This is a genomic window from Streptomyces sp. NPDC002870 (assembly GCF_042888505.1).
Lineage (GTDB): Bacteria > Actinomycetota > Actinomycetes > Streptomycetales > Streptomycetaceae > Streptomyces.
The window spans coordinates 49,842-65,134 of the sequence record NZ_JBIAPW010000002.1; the positions used below are offsets into that span (position 1 = coordinate 49,842).

The 15,293-nt window shown below is 71.6% G+C and carries 10 protein-coding genes; 7 read left to right on the forward strand and 3 right to left on the reverse strand.

Translation table 11 applies throughout. The features are described 5' to 3' along the window. The first annotated feature begins 67 nt into the window (after positions 1 to 67). The 7 genes from ACFYWY_RS02705 (at position 68) to moeZ (ending at position 8,735) form a co-directional block, all read left to right on the forward strand. Complete coding sequence (locus ACFYWY_RS02705; protein ID WP_389178578.1) at positions 68 to 1,033, forward strand: alpha/beta fold hydrolase; 966 nt, start codon at positions 68 to 70, stop codon at positions 1,031 to 1,033. A gap of 8 nt (positions 1,034 to 1,041) precedes the next feature. Then, a complete protein-coding gene (locus ACFYWY_RS02710) occupies positions 1,042 to 2,439 on the forward strand; it encodes a DUF3152 domain-containing protein (RefSeq protein ID WP_389178581.1) in 1,398 nt (465 codons plus the stop codon). A 329-nt stretch (positions 2,440 to 2,768) separates the two neighbouring features. After that, positions 2,769 to 4,451 carry a DUF3492 domain-containing protein gene (locus tag ACFYWY_RS02715; RefSeq protein WP_389178584.1) on the forward strand — a complete coding sequence of 561 codons (1,683 nt, stop codon included), beginning with the start codon at positions 2,769 to 2,771 and terminating at the stop codon, positions 4,449 to 4,451. After that, complete coding sequence (locus ACFYWY_RS02720; RefSeq protein WP_389178587.1) at positions 4,448 to 5,695, forward strand: hypothetical protein; 1,248 nt, start codon at positions 4,448 to 4,450, stop codon at positions 5,693 to 5,695. The genes ACFYWY_RS02715 and ACFYWY_RS02720 overlap by 4 nt, the downstream gene beginning before the upstream one ends. A gap of 62 nt (positions 5,696 to 5,757) precedes the next feature. Beyond that, positions 5,758 to 6,717, forward strand: coding sequence for an NAD-dependent epimerase/dehydratase family protein (locus ACFYWY_RS02725; RefSeq protein ID WP_381193160.1), 960 nt, complete (start codon positions 5,758 to 5,760; stop codon positions 6,715 to 6,717). Then, on the forward strand, positions 6,705 to 7,493 hold the full coding sequence (locus tag ACFYWY_RS02730) for a spherulation-specific family 4 protein (protein ID WP_389178590.1): 789 nt from the start codon (positions 6,705 to 6,707) through the stop codon (positions 7,491 to 7,493). Before ACFYWY_RS02725 ends, ACFYWY_RS02730 begins: the two co-directional genes overlap by 13 nt. A 63-nt stretch (positions 7,494 to 7,556) precedes the next feature. Beyond that, the gene (moeZ, locus tag ACFYWY_RS02735; protein ID WP_389178593.1) at positions 7,557 to 8,735 is read left to right on the forward strand and encodes an adenylyltransferase/sulfurtransferase MoeZ; all 1,179 of its coding nucleotides are present in this window, start codon (positions 7,557 to 7,559) and stop codon (positions 8,733 to 8,735) included. A gap of 62 nt (positions 8,736 to 8,797) precedes the next feature. On the opposite strand, the gene ACFYWY_RS02740 is transcribed toward moeZ, so the two are convergent. The 3 genes from ACFYWY_RS02740 to ACFYWY_RS02750 form a co-directional block, all read right to left on the reverse strand. After that, entirely contained in the window at positions 8,798 to 10,393 is a 1,596-nt protein-coding gene (locus ACFYWY_RS02740; protein ID WP_389178596.1) for an alpha/beta hydrolase, read from the reverse strand. Positions 10,394 to 10,441: 48 nt separating this feature from the next. Beyond that, positions 10,442 to 12,043, reverse strand: coding sequence for an alpha/beta hydrolase (locus ACFYWY_RS02745; protein WP_389178599.1), 1,602 nt, complete (start codon positions 12,041 to 12,043; stop codon positions 10,442 to 10,444). A gap of 198 nt (positions 12,044 to 12,241) precedes the next feature. Then, positions 12,242 to 15,148 carry a lysylphosphatidylglycerol synthase domain-containing protein gene (locus tag ACFYWY_RS02750; protein WP_389178602.1) on the reverse strand — a complete coding sequence of 969 codons (2,907 nt, stop codon included), beginning with the start codon at positions 15,146 to 15,148 and terminating at the stop codon, positions 12,242 to 12,244. Positions 15,149 to 15,293 lie beyond the last annotated feature (145 nt).

Genomic DNA, 15,293 nt, shown 5'->3' on the forward strand with positions numbered 1-15,293 from the left:
ATGGCGCTACGCGATGTGTGATGCCGAACACACGAATCAGAGTGTGATCGTCTCGTAACATTGCCGCATGTCTTCGACCGAGCTGCCGGGAGTCCGCGCCATCAACGCCGCGGTGGCCCCCAAGGTCGCGCCCGTGCGGGTCGCCGAGGGGGAGGAGCTGCGCTCCGTCGCGCTGCCCGGGCTGTCCCTCACCGTCAGATCCCGGCCCCCGGCGCGCACCGGACTGCCGCCCGCTCTGTACGTGCACGGGCTGGGCGGCTCCTCGCAGAACTGGTCGGCGCTGATGCAGCGGCTCGATGATGTCGTGGACGGCGAGGCGCTCGACCTGCCCGGCTTCGGGGACTCGCCGCCGCCGGAAGACGGCAATTACTCGGTCACGGGGCATGCCCGGGCGGTGATCCGGCACTTGGACGCGGCCGGGCGCGGGCCTGTGCATCTGCTCGGGAACTCCCTGGGCGGCGCGGTCTCCACCCGGGTCGCGGCCGTCAGGCCCGATCTGGTGCGCACCCTCACCCTCGTCTCGCCCGCTCTGCCCGAGCTGCGTGTCCAGCGCTCCGCCGTGCCGACCGCGCTGCTCGCGCTGCCCGGGGTCGCCTCGCTGTTCGGCAGACTCACCAAGGACTGGACGGCCGAGCAGCGCACCAGAGGCGTGATGGCGCTCTGTTACGGAGACCCCAGTCGGGTCGACGAGGAAGCGCTGCGCAATGCTGTGGAGGAAATGGAGCGGCGTATGCAGCTCCCGTACTTCTGGGAAGTGATGGCCCGGTCGGCGCGCGGCATCGTCGACGCGTACACGCTCGGCGGCCAGCACGGACTGTGGCGGCAGGCCGAGCGGGTGCTGGCGCCGACTCTCCTGGTGTACGGGGGGCGGGACCAGCTCGTCGCCTACCGTATGGCGCGCAGGGCGGCGACGGCCTTCCGGGACTCCCGGCTGCTGTCTCTCCCGGACGCGGGGCACGTTGCCATGATGGAGTACCCGGAGACGGTCGCACTGGCCTTCCGGGAACTGCTGAACGACTTCGACAGGAGCTGAATCGGGGCGTGGGACGACACAGCCGCAAAGGCCCCGCACCGAGGGGCTCCGAATCGGACGAGAAGTCCGGCATATCGACCGCCGGTGGGCCACAGGACCTCGGCCCGGACCCCGGCAGCGTGCGGCGGGGGCGGGGGGCGGCGCCCACGGGCTCCGAGCGGCACACCCCCTCCGGGTACGTCCCTTCCGGATACGGCTCCTCCGAGTACGGCCCGCCACAGGTCAGGGGTGGGCACCCCGAGCAGCATGAGGCGGGCGGCGGCTGGGGAGTCCCGCAGCCGTACGACAACAGGCAGGGCGGACAGGGCCGACAGGGCGCGCAGCGGTTGCAGACACCCGTCGCCTCGCCGCGGACGATCGCCACGGGGGCGCGAATACCGGGCCCGCGACGAGAGTTCGTCGATGCGTTCGACCAGCCGCAGTCACAGGCGCTGTCGCAGCAGGGCAGGGTGCCAGGTCCGCGGGGGGCCCAGTGGGGGGCCGATCCGTACGCCTCCGTCACCTCCTGGGACGACGTCCCCGACCTCGTCTCCGAGCCCGATGTCCCCGACGCCGACGGGGAAGCGCCCGAAGAGCCGCCCGCCAAGGCCGGCAAGGGCCGCACACTCGCCGGGGTCACCGCCGCCGCGGTGGCCACCGTTCTCGCGGTCGTCGTGGCCGGTCAGGTCGCCACCGACGGGCCCGGCGCCCCGAGCGCGCAGTCCGCGGGCGAGGACCGGGGGGCCGCTCAGAGCCCGGCGTCCCGCTCCAACGGCCGGCAGGTGCCGCCGAAGGGCGCGCCGCCCGCCGCTCCGGCCGCACCGGTCGCGTACGCGAAGCTGATGGCCACTCAGTTCTCGGTCGATCCGAAACTGACGGCGGACGGTGAATTCGAGGCGGTGCCCGGCTTCCAGAAGGCGCCGGGCAAGGGTCGCAAGATCCGCTACCGGGTGGATGTCGAGAAGGGTCTCGGACTGGACGGCGCGCTGTTCGCCAAAGCGGTCCAGGAGACCTTGAACGACGAGCGGAGCTGGGCGCACGGCGGGGCCATGACCTTCGAGCGGATCTCGTCCGGCGAGCCGGAATTCGTCATCACGCTCGCGAGTCCGGGGACCACGGCGGACTGGTGCGCCAAATCCGGTCTGGACACGACCGTCGACAATGTCAGCTGCGACTCCGCGTCGACCGACCGCGTGATGATCAACGCGTACCGCTGGGCACAGGGTTCGGAGACGTACGGCGACAAGGCGATGTTCCCCTACCGCCAGATGCTCATCAACCACGAGGTCGGGCACCGGCTCGGGTACGGGCATGTGACCTGCCGCACGCCGGGAGCGCTCGCGCCGGTGATGCAGCAGCAGACCAAGTCCCTGGACGTGGACGGGATCCAGTGCAAGCCCAACCCGTGGGTGCACCCCGGCGGTTGAGTCCAGCGGCGGATGAGTCCAGCATGCGGGACAGGTGTCTCGCACACAGGCTCCCCATGCGTTGACAGCGGCGGCGGGGTCGTACCCGGTGCTCGCCGCGGCCCGCCGCTCCGGCCGCAAGGAGCTGGCCGCAGCCTGACGCACCGTAATCAGATACTCGCGTAGCGCGACAGAACGCTACCCGGGTGGGAAAGTTACGTGCATTCACCCCTTCCGGTGGCGTGATGGACAACCGTCCGTCGCGCCACCGGCGTACCGGCTTACGTTCTTCCCGCTGCGAGTCGCCGGACCAACGGCGGCCGCCCACAAGGGAGATCGGGGGTGCACTGGTGCGGATCGGACTGCTTACGGAAGGTGGTTATCCGTATGCGACGGGTGATCAGAGGCTGTGGTGCGACCGGCTTGTGCACGGGCTCGCGCAGCACGAGTTCGACGTCTACGCGCTGAGCCGCAGCGCGCGCCAGGAGGACCACGGCTGGATCCCGCTCCCGCCGCAGGTGCAGCGCGTGCGTACCGCACCGCTGTGGGCGCCCGAGGACGACGGGCGCACGTACGGGCGGCGTGAACGACGGCGCTTCGTCGGCCACTTCAAAGAGCTTGCCGCCGCTGTCTGCGGCGAGGGCGACGGCTTCGCCGACGGGCTGTACGGGCTCGCCGGACTCGCCCGCGACAGCGGCGGCCTCTATGCGGCCCTCCGCTCCGAACTCGCGGTACGGGTCCTCGAATCCGCCTGCCGCGCCCCCGGCGCGCGCCGCACCGTGCACGCCGCCACCGTCCCCGACTACCTCGCCTTCGCGGACGAGTTGGAGCGCGCGCTGCGTCCGCTCTCCCTGGACTGGTACGGCGAGGACGGCCTCGGCGCGGTCGACCTCTGCCATGCCGCTTCCGGTGGATCCGCCGCCCTGTCCGGCCTGGTGGCCAAACGCTTCTTCGGCGTCCCGCTGCTGGTCACGGAGTACGGCGTACAGCTGCGCGCGCACTATCTGGCCGCGAGCGACGGCGAGCTGACCGCGCCGGTACGGGCCCTGCTCGCCGCCTTCCAAGGACGGCTCGCCGCCGAGGTGTACGCGCAGGCGTCCGTCATCACGCCCGGCAACACGCACGCACGGCGCTGGCAGGAGAAGTGCGGCGCCGACCGCGCCAAGCTGCGGACCGTCTACCCCGGCATGGAGGCGGATCGTTTCGCGGCGGTGGGGGAAGCGGTGGGGGAGGGCGCGGACAGCGGCGACCCGCACACCCTCGTCTGGGTCGGCAGGATCGAGCCCGCCAAGGACCTCATCGCGCTCCTCCACGCCTTCTCCGAGGTGCTCAAGAAGGAGCCGCGGGCGCGGCTGCGGCTGTTCGGCGCGCCGGTGCAGGGGCCCCAGGCGGCGACGTATCTCGCCCACTGCAAGGCGCTGGCCGCCCAGCTCTTCCCGGACGAGGCGGCCGACGCGCACGCCGTCGGCACCAACCCCGTCTCCTTCGAGGAGATCGGCGGGCCCGAGGCCCCCGAGCTAGCCGACGCGTACGCCTCCGGAGGCGTGGTCGTCCTGTCCAGCGTCGTCGAGGGCTTCCCGATCAGCCTGGTCGAGGCGATGTTCTGCGGCCGCGCGACGGTGTCGACGGATGTCGGCGCGGTCGTCGAAGTCATCGGCGGTACGGGCCTCGTCGTGCCCCCGCGCAATCCGCGGGCGCTCGCGGACGCCTGCCTCGCGCTGCTGCGCGACCCGGAGCGCCGCGAACGGCTGGGCGCCGCGGCGCGCGCCCGGGCGCTCGAACTCTTCACGATCGAACAGAACCTGACGGCATTTCGCGGCATTTACCTGGAGCTGATCTCGCACTCCCCGGTGCAGCGCGAGGCCGTGAACGAGGACGGCGAACCGTTGCCCTTCGCCCATCCCGCAGAGGCGCATGTACCGGGCCACTGGGCGGGCGGCGGCACTCCGTCGCAGGGCCGCACACCACGCTGGGCGGACGGGCCGGGGCTCGTCTGTGCGGCGGCCGCCACCGCACAGGAGGCACGCGCATGAGCACGTCCCGTACCACCGAGACCGGGGAGAACGCGCCCGCAAAGCCGGGCAAGGCCGCCGCCCCGCGCCGTGGCCCCGCCGATCCCGTCAAGGCGCTCATGCACCGCCACCGGGAGCTGTGCGAGCGGGCCGTCGATCCCCTCGAGATCGCCGCGGGCCTCGAAGCCCATGGCGTCACCGACCGGACCGCCTCGCGCTTCCGTCACCGGGATGTCTTCTCGCTCGCCGAGGAGCTGTACGCGCGCGTGCCGCGCGGAGGGGAATCGGGTACCAGCCCGGCACGTACGGGGGCGCGCGCCGCCGAATCGCGAGCCGGACACGCCGGGGGCGCCGGACACACCAGGGATGCCGGGCGCGCCGGGCGTGCACTCCTCGCGCTGTTGCCGGGCGCGGTCTGCGCCCTCGCGGTCGTCGCCCTGGAGGTGACCGACGGCGCGGCCCGGCTCGCGGCCGGGGCCGGGGGCGCGGTCGCAACCGCCGTCGCGCTCGCTCTCTGTCTGCGGCGCGGGCCGCTCCGCGCGGTGGGGCGCACCGTCCCCGCCGTGCGCCTGTGGACGCTCTGGCTGCTGGCGTACGCGGCGTACGGCGAAGGCCTGCTGCAGCAGATCGCCCACGGCGGACCCGTAGGACCGCTGCCTCTGACCGCCGCCCCGCTGGTCGCCCTTGCCCTCGCGGTCGCCCCCGCGGCCTGGTGCGCCCGCCACTTCTCCGTACAGGCCCGGCGCAAGCTGGACGGCAGCCGCGGACTGGAGGAGTTCGCATCCGCCGCGCGCCCCCTGCTGCTCTCAGTCGTCGCGTTCTACGTCTGCGTCCTCACCGCGCTGCTCGTGCCGGCCGGCCTCGTCCTCCCGCACGAGGCCTTCGCCCCCGCCGTCGCCCCCGCCGTCGCCCTGGGCACCCTGCTCTTCCTGGCCCGGCTGCTCATCGTCCACGGCTTCCCCGAATCCGCGGCCGCCGGACTCGCCGCCGCCTGCGCCGCCGAAGTCGCGGCCCCCGTCCTGCTGCTGGCCGGACGCCTCCCCGGCTGCGAGTTCCTGGCGAGCCCCGTCGAGGCGGCCGTCGGCGCATGGGGCGCCGGATCCGTACCGGCAATCGCCTGCGGGGCCGCCGCCGTCGGCCTGCTGGCCCACGCCACCGCCGCCCTGTCCCGGGCCTCGGCGCACACCGTCCAGACCGACCGTGGAGCCGACACCGCGGACGTACCCCAGCAGCACCAGCACCCGCATCGACAGCAACACCCTTAAGGAGAAAGCGACATGACCCCCGAACCCCCAGCTCCGGCCCGTCGGCACCGAGGGGCCGCGCGATGAGGGTGCTGCTGCTCGGTGCCAATGGATTCCTCGGCCGCTTCGTCGCCGACCGGCTGCTCGCCGACCCGGCCGTGCACCTCACCGCCCTCGGTCGCGGCGACGACGCCGACGTACGCTTCGACCTCGCAGGCGGCAGCCCGGGTGCGCTCACCCGCTTCCTGGGCGCCGTCCACCCCGGCGTCGTCATCAACTGCGCCGGCGCCACCCGCGGCGGCGCTCGCGATCTGACGCGGCACAACACCGTCGCCGTCGCCACTGTCTGCGAGGCCCTGCGACGCAGCGGCTGCGGCGCCCGGCTCGTCCAGCTCGGCTGCGCCTCCGAGTACGGCCCGTCCCAGCAGGGGTCGTCGACCGCGGAGGACGCGATTCCGCGCCCCGGCGGGCCGTACGGCGTCAGCAAGCTCGCCGCCACCGAACTGGTGCTCGGCTCCGGCCTGGACGCCGTCGTGCTGCGGGTCTTCTCACCCGTCGGCCCCGGCACCCCGGCCGGCTCCCCGCTCGGCCGCCTTGCCGAGGCGATGCGCCGCGCCATGCAGGCCGGCGACGGCGAACTGAAGCTCAGCGGCCTCGGAGTGCAGCGCGACTTCGTCGACGTACGGGACGTGGCGCGCGCGGTGCACGCCGCCTCCCTGTCCGCCGCGCAGGGCGTCGTCAACATCGGCACCGGACGTGCCGTCCGCCTGCGGGACGCGGCCGCCGTGCTGGCCCGGGTCGCGGGCTACGCGGGCGCGCTGCACGAGCTCGACGGGCCCTCCGGCCGGCCGTCCATCGGCGCCCCGCGCTCCGAATCCGTACTGGAGCAGCTGTCGGCGACCCCCGCGCCGTACCCCGACGGCTGCGGCAGCTGGCAGCAGGCGGATGTCCGCACGGCCCGCGACCGGCTCGGCTGGCGGCCCCGTATCAACCTCGAAGAATCCCTTGCCGACATCTGGATGGAGGCAGCATGTCGCATCTGACCACCACCACCACCCAGCTCGCCGCGACCGACGCGGTGGGGGTCCCCCCGGACGAAGGATGGGGGAGACTCGGCTTCGGCATCCCCGGCTACGCCCACCCGTTGCTCGCCCCCGCCGAATGGGCCGAACTGACCCGTCCCGGCACGCCGTTGCACTGGGTCGTCCTCAATGTCGCCGACGGCCCCGGCGACCGCCCCGACCCGCACTGTCTCGAGGCCACGGGCAAGTTGCGCAACGCGGGCGTACAGGTCCTCGGACACATCGACATGGCGCACGGCTCGCGCTCCTTCGGCGATGTCGTCTCCGATGCGCACCACTACCTCGAGTGGTACCGCGTGGACGGCTTCCTGCTGGACCGCTGTCCGACGGAACGGGCCGATCTGCACGGGGTGCGGCGTGTCACCGCGACGCTGGAGGCCGTCGTGGACGGCGGGCATCTCGTCCTCGGCCACGGCTCGCACCCGTACCCCGGATATGCGGAGGCCGCCGACCAGCTGGTCACCTTCTCCGGGCCGTGGACCGATTACCGCTGGTCGCAGGTGGCGGAGTGGACGGCGGACTATCCGCCGGAGCGGTTCGCGCACTTCGTCCACGGGGTGCCCCGCACGCATCTGGAGGAGGCCACCCGTATCGCGCGCTGGCAGGGCGCGGGGACGATCTTCTTCACCGACCGGACCGCGCGCTGCGACCACAGAGGACAAAGCACCGCATTCGAGGCACTGCCCGGCTACTGGGACGAAATCGTCTCGCAGATCGGACCGGGTGTCTCGGAATGAGGAGGGCCGTGGCAGTGTTACGGAGAGAACAACCGTACTGACATACCGACCAACGGAGCCCCCGTGTCGCTGCCACCCCTGGTCGAGCCAGCTGCTGAGCTCACCGTCGACGAGGTCCGCAGGTACTCCCGCCACCTGATCATCCCGGACGTCGGGATGGAAGGGCAGAAGCGGCTGAAGAACGCCCGTGTGCTGTGCGTGGGCGCCGGCGGCCTGGGTTCGCCGGCTCTGATGTACCTCGCCGCGGCCGGTGTCGGCACGCTCGGCATTGTGGAGTTCGACGAGGTCGACGAGTCGAACCTGCAGCGCCAGATCATCCACAGCCAGGCCGACATCGGCCGCTCCAAGGCCCAGTCCGCGAAGGACTCGGTGCTCGGCATCAACCCGTACGTGAACGTGGTCCTGCACGAAGAGCGGCTCGAGGCCGAGAACGTGATGGACATCTTCGGCCAGTACGACCTGATCGTCGACGGCACGGACAACTTCGCGACCCGCTACTTGGTCAATGACGCGTGCGTGCTGCTGAACAAGCCGTACGTCTGGGGCTCCATCTACCGCTTCGACGGCCAGGCGAGCGTGTTCTGGTCGGAGCACGGTCCCTGCTACCGCTGCCTCTACCCCGAGCCCCCGCCGCCCGGCATGGTCCCGAGCTGCGCCGAGGGCGGCGTGCTCGGCGTGCTCTGCGCGTCCATCGGCTCCATCCAGGTCAACGAGGCCATCAAGCTGCTCGCGGGCATCGGTGAGCCGCTGGTCGGCCGACTGATGATCTACGACGCCCTGGAGATGCAGTACCGCCAGGTCAAGGTCCGCAAGGACCCGGACTGCGCGGTCTGCGGCGAGAACCCCACCGTCACCGAGCTCATCGACTACGAGGCCTTCTGCGGCGTCGTGTCGGAGGAGGCGCAGGAGGCGGCGGCTGGTTCGACGATCACTCCCAAGCAGCTCAAGGAGTGGATCGACGACGGCGAGAACATCGAGATCATCGACGTCCGTGAGATCAACGAGTACGAGATCGTCTCGATCCCGGGCGCCAAGCTGATCCCGAAGAACGAGTTCCTGATGGGCACCGCTCTGGAGACGATGCCGCAGGACAAGAAGATCGTCCTGCACTGCAAGACGGGCGTCCGCAGTGCGGAAGTCCTCGCGGTGCTCAAGTCCGCGGGCTTCGCGGACGCGGTGCACGTCGGCGGCGGCGTCATCGGCTGGGTCAACCAGATCGAGCCGGACAAGCCGATCTACTGACGCGAGTCTGCTGGGCCCTGGACCGGAACGCCGGTCCAGGGCCTTCGCGCTGGCGCGGGCAGCTATCCGCAGGTCTTGCCGTTCGCCGGGACCTTGCCGTCCAGCAGATACGCGTCCACCGTCCCGGTCACGCACGCCCCGTTCCCGTACGCGCCGTGGCCCTCGCCCTTGTTGGTGAGCAGCACGCCGACACCCGCGCCGAGCTCGTCCGCCATCTTCTTCGCGCCCTCGTACGGAGTCGCCGGGTCGCCCGTGGTGCCGACGACCAGGATCGGGGCCGCGCCCTGTGCGGCGACTTCGGGAGTCTCCCACTCGCCGGTCACCGGCCAGTTCGCGCACCAGCCCGCCAGGTCCCAGGCCAGATACGGGCCGAAGACCGGCGACACCTTCGTGAACTCGGCCAGATGGCGGGACTTGACCTCGGCGGCCGTCACCCGTCCCGTGGTGTCCGCGCACGATATGGCGCGTTGCGAGTGATCCTGCGTGCTGTAACTGCCGTCCTCGTCACGGCCGTTGTACGAGTCGGCCGACATCAGCAGCCGACTCCCGTCGCCCTTCTCGGCCTCGTCGAGGGCCTTGGTCAGGTACGGCCACTCGTCCTCGGAGTACAGCGGCCTGATGATGCCGGTGAGCGCGAGGCTCTGGGTGAGCGTGCGGCCCTGCGTGGTGGGCAGGGGCTTGCGGTCGAGCTCGTCGAGCAGCTTCACCACGCGCGCGGTGCCGTCCTTCGCGCCGATGCCGCGGCTCTTGAAGTAGTTCTCCAGGGCGCGCTGGAAGCCGAGGGCCTGGTTGCGCGAGTGCCCCGGGTAGTCGGCGGAGGGGTCCACCACAGCGTCCAGGACGAGGCGTCCGACCCGCTCCGGGAACAAGTGGGCGTAGACGCCGCCCAGTTCGGTGCCGTACGAGAAGCCCAGGTAGTGCAGCTTGTCGTCGCCGAGGACCTGGCGTATCAGGTCCATGTCGCGGGCGGCGTTCGCGGTGCCGACGTGCGGCAGCACCTTGCCCGACTTGCTTGCGCAGCCCGCGCCGAAGGCGGTGGAGTCTTCGAGGTACGCCTTCTCCTCCGCGGGTGTGTCCGGGGTGAAGTCCAGCCGGAACGAGGCCGCCGACTGCTTGCTGTCACGGCAGACCACCGCGGCGCTCTCCGCAACCCCGCGCGGGTCGAAACTGACCAGGTCGTAGCGGCTGTTCAGCTTCTTGAAGCCGTCTGCCGAGCCGGGCAGTCCGGCCACACCCGAGCCGCCGGGGCCGCCGAAGTTGAAGAGCAGCGAGCCGATCCGCTTGTCCGCGTCGAGTGCCTTGGCGCGGATCAGGGCGATCCCGATCGTCTCGCCCGCCGGCCTCTGGTAGTCGAGCGGGGCCTTGAGCAGGGCGCACTGCCATTCCTTGCCCGGCGTCCGTGCGTAGCTGCCACGGGCCTTGACGGGGGCCTTGCAGCGCTTCCAGTCCAGCTGCTGGCCGGTGAGGGCGGCGGGCAGGGCCGCCTCACCCGGCCTGCTCGGCGCGGCCTTGCCCGGGGCAGCCCTGGACGCCGAGGGCTTGGCGGCGTTCTTGCCGTCGGCCGCCGCCCTGTCCGTACCACTGTCACAGCCGACGGCCGCCCCGGCCAGGAGCAGCGCGGCCGCGGTAAGGGCCCCCGCCCGTACCCGCATGGTCATCCCGTGCCCCCCAAGGCTTCGAAGATTCTTTCGGCATCCTATGCGGGCCTATTGACAGACCGTCCCGGCAGCGGGCGCCTTGCCCTCGAGGAGGTAGACGTTCACGGCCTGCTGCACGCACTTGTTGCCGCCGTTGTAGGCGCCATGGCCCTCGCCCCGGTACGTGACCTCCACACCGACGCCCTTGCCGAGGGCGTTGACCATCGCCCGCGCGCCCTCGTACGGGGTCGCCGGGTCGCCGGTGGTGCCGATGACGACGATGGGCGGCGCGCCGGGCGCGGACACGTCGGGTGTGTGCCAGGTGCCGGGCACTGGCCACTCGGTGCAGCCCATCAGGCCCCAGCCGAGGTAGTCGCCGAAGACGGGCGACACCTTGCGGAACTCCGGCAGCTTCGCCTTCGTCTGCGCCAGGGACCAGCGGTCCTTGGAGTCGACGCAGTTGATGGCCGCGTTGGCCGCCGAGAGGTTGCTGTAGTGGCCGTTCTCGCTGCGCCCGTTCATCGAGTCGGAGAGGGCGAGCAGCAGGGCGCCGTTGCCGCCGTCGGCCTCGTCGAGACCTTGTTCCAGAAACTCCCAGTACTCCTTGGAGTACAGAGCCTGCGCGATTCCGTTGGTGGCCTGGCTCTGGGTCAGTTTCCGGTCGCCGATGCCGGCGATCGGTTTCTTGTCGAGCTCGTTGAGCATCGCGATGATCCAGTCCTGGATCTCCTGCGCCGTGGTGCCGGGCAGCAGGCACTCTTCGCCGCGGTCCACGCAGTCCTGGGCGAAGTTGGTCAGGGCCAGCTGGAAGCCCTTCGCCTGGCCGAGCGAGCCCTGTTCGTAGTTCTTGGTCGGGTCGACGACGGCGTCGAAGACCGCCCGGCCGACCTTCGTCGGGAACAAGTGGGCGTAGACGCCGCCCAGTTCGGTGCCGTACGAGATGCCGAAGTAGTAGAGCTTGTCGTCGCCGAGTACCTGGCGCATCAGGTCCATGTCGCGGGCGGCGTTGGTGGTGCCGACGTACGGCAGATGCTCGCCGGAGTTCTTCTCGCAGGCCCCGGCGAAGGTCTTCAGGTTGTTCGTGTACGTCTTCTCCTCTGCGGTGTCGTCGGGCGTCCAGTCCTGGGCGAAGTACGCGTCGAGCTGCTTGTCGTCCTCGCACTCCACAGCCGCGCTGCGGCCCACCCCGCGCGGGTCGAAGCTGACCAGGTCGTAGCGGGTGTGCAGGGCGGCGTAGTCCGGGGCGGCGGCGGGCAGGTTGGCGACCCCGGAGCCGCCGGGGCCGCCGAAGTTGAAGATCAGCGAGCCGATCCGCTTGCTCGTGTCGCGGGCCCTCGCCCGGATGAGGGCAAGCTCGATGGTGTCGCCGTCCGGCTTGTCGTAGTCGAGCGGGGCGTCCATGAAGGCGCACTCCCAGGCGATGCCGCCGGGCAGCGGCGAAGGCGCGGGCCCGCCGCCCTCCGCCTCCGAGGGCGGCGGGCATTTCTGCCAGTCCAGCGTCTGCGAGGCGAGATCCTTCGCCCGCTCCTCGCCCGGTTCATCGCCCTTGTCTCCGCTGCCGGAACAGCCGGCGGCCGTCAGCAGCACGGCGGCGGAGGTGGCGAGTGCGGCGGCGCGCAGGGCGGTGGTGCGCAGAGCGGTGGTGCGGACGGCCGCGGAAGAGGTCGGCATGCCGCCATGGTGCGCCGCGGGGGCGCGCGGCGCGCGGGCGGCGGTCCATGCGGGTGGCGCGGGACGGGACGGGTGGCGCGGGACGGGCGGCCGGGGCAGGACGGGTGGCCGGGGCAGACGGGCGGCGCGGGGCGAGCATGCCTTCCGGGCGCGGCGACAGCCGGACGGCCCCGGCATTACCCGGACGGCCCCCCGGCGTTACAGAGCGCCCTTGCGGGTCAGGTGGCTGAAGGCGAACCACCCCGGCAGCACCGGCAGCCACAGCGTCATCAGGCGGTACAGCAGCACCGCCGGCGCCGCGACCTCCTTCGGTACCCCGGCCACGATCAGACCGAAGGTCAGCGCACCCTCGACCGCGCCCACACCGCCCGGCGTCGGGGCCGCCGAGCCCAGCGCGTTGCCCGCCAGGAAGACCACGGCGATGCTCGCGTAGCTCAACGGCTGGTTGCCGCCGTCGAAGGCCCGGATCGAAGCGTCCAGGCACATCACGAACACACCGGTCAGCAGCAGCATCCCGCCGATGCCGGTGAGCAGCTTCATCGGCCTCTGCAGTACGTCGAGCATGCGCGGCACCACCCCGGCGAACAGCGAGCGCAGCCTCGTCGAGACGAACTTCCGCAGGAACGGGATCGCGGTCACCACCAGCACCAGCACGGCGACCGTCAGCAGACCCGCGATCACTGTCCTGGACGGGGTGAACGACGCCGTCCGCTCCGTACCGGTCAGATAGCCGAAGGCGAGCAGCAGCATGATGTGCGCGCCGAGCCCGAAGAGCTGGGACGCGCCGACACTGGCCACCGCGAGGCCGGGACGTACTCCCGAACGCTGCAGGAAGCGGGTGTTCAGCGCCACGCCGCCGACCGCCGCCGGAGCGACGATCTTGACGAAGGACCCGGCGACCTGTGCGACGACGGTCCGCAAGAACGACACCCGCTCGGGCACGAAGCCCAGCAGGCTCATCGCCGCCGCGAAGTAGCTGAGTACGGAGAAGGCGACGGCGGCCGCCACCCAGCCCCAGTGGGCCCGGGCGAAGACCGTGCCGAAGTCGATGCCGGCGAGCTGCGAGAGCAGGAAGTACGCGGCGACCGCGCCGGCGATGAAGCTGACGAGCGTACGCGGCCTGATCCGCTCCAGGCGGACCGGCTCGACCGGCGCCTGCGGCCTGATCAGCAGCATCTGCCGGCGGATCTGGGAGAGCAGATCCTCCTCGCGCACCTCGTCCATGGCCTCGTCCATGGCCTTCTTGTCGGCCTGCTTCTCCGCCCGTTCGGTCTTGCGGACGGCCTTGCGGTCGTCGACCGCCGCCTCCTCCGTCTCTTCCGTACGGGCGCGCCTGGCGGCCGCGGACGCCTCCAGCACCGCCTCCCGCTCACGATGCGACCGCTCGCGGGCGAGCCTGCGCAGGGTCGCCCGGGTCGAGCGGCTCAGCGCGATCGGCTGGAGCAGCGGCAGACAGTCGGCGACCTTGTCGGGGCCGAGCACCTCCACGGCGGTGGCCACCGCACGCTCGGCGCCGACCCGCAGCCCGGTCGTGGTGAGCAACTGCGCGATGTCCATCCGCAGCACCACGTCGCCCGCCGCGATCTCGCCGCCGCGCAGATCGGTCACGATCACCTTGCCGGAACGATCCACCAAAATCGCGTCGCCGGTCAGCCGCCGGTGCGCGATACGCCTCGATTGCAGCGCCTGCACCTGCCGCCAGGCCCCGCGCAGCACGTCGTCGGTGATCTCCTCGTCCGCCATGGAGTCGAGGGACCGGCCGCCCAGGTGCTCGTACACCAGCATCACGGCGTCCGGACCGAGCTCCGATGTGGCGATCAGCTTGGGCGCGTTGGCACCGGCGGCGATCGCCGCGTACGCGAGCAGCGCCTCCTGCTCCAGGGCCTGGCGCAGGGACGGGATTGAGCGGCGGGTGGTGATGGAGCGCAGCGTCAGCCGGCGCCACACCCGGTAGAAGAAGCCCTGTGCCTGCTGCTCGCGGTCGACGACGGTGACATCGAGCGGCGCGCCCTCCTCCAGCGTGACCTGGTAGCGGCGGCCGCGGTCGCTAGGCTCTGCGGAGTCGGGAACTTCCTCGGCGCGCATGGCGGTGACAGGGCGGAAGCCGACGTGGCGCAGACCGGCCAGCAGGGTCTGGCCGGTGGGCCGTACGTTCGGCGAGCCGACGGCGTACAGAGTGCCGTAGGCGACTGTCCAGCCGAGCAGCACGGTGAGGATGATCGAGAACGGGGTGGTGTAGCCGGCGACCAGCATCGCGAAGGCGTCGAGCAGCAGAACCACCCACAGGACCACGCGCCAGCGGGGTCTGCGGGACATGCCGACGGCCGTCATGTACGCGATGACGGGCGCGAGATAGCCGTGGACGGGGTCGGTCAGCCCGCCGCCGGTCTGCGCCTGGGTCAGCGCCTCCTGGAGGGGGCCGGGCGCGGCCCTGGCGACCCAGAGGTCGGTGGCGAGGGTGGCGCCGTGCGCGAGTACGGCGGCGAGGACGCCGTCCGCGATCCGCAGCCCGTCGCGTTTGATCAGCCGCTCGATCGCGAAGGCGACCGGGACGAGCAGCACGGCGATGCTGGAGACCAGACCGGCGATCTTGACGAAGAGGTCGGGGGCCTGTCCGGTGCCCTTGTTGATGTCCTGCTCGAGGCCGGATGTGGTGCCGTGGGCGAAGGCGGCGATGGCGAGTACGACGGCGATCGCGAGGATGCCGATGAGCAGGCGCAGCAGGTCGGAGGGGCGGTGAACGCGGGCGGCGAGCAGCGGCTCGTCCCCCGAGACCCTGTCGACGCCGGCGTTGCCCGAGGCGTCTGCGGTTCCGTCCGCGGCTTTGCCGCTGCCTTCGGTGGCTTCGGTGCCTTCGGTGGCTTTGTCGGCGCCTTTGTCCTCGGCTGTGTCCTGGGCCTTGTCCGTGGCTTTGGCTGAGGCATCGTCCGTGGCCGCGTCCGGGGCCCTGTCGACGTCTATGTCAGCGGCGGTGTCCCGGGCCGTCTCAGTGGCTTCGTCCGCCGCTTCCTTCCTCCCCTTGGGGGCGCCGGCAGACTCCTGCGAAACGGGCGCGTCCGGGTACGGCTCGGACTCAGGGGTGCTCGCCGCCTGAGGAGGCTGCACGCCCTGCTCCTTCGCCGTCTCGGTCTCTTCTTGATCTCGTATCACCAGTCACCGCCCGCATGATGGTGGCACGGCCCGCCGACAGAGGGGGGCATCAGGGTGCATCGCGGGGGCGTGAGGCGGGCAGGATACGCCCCTTTGCCCC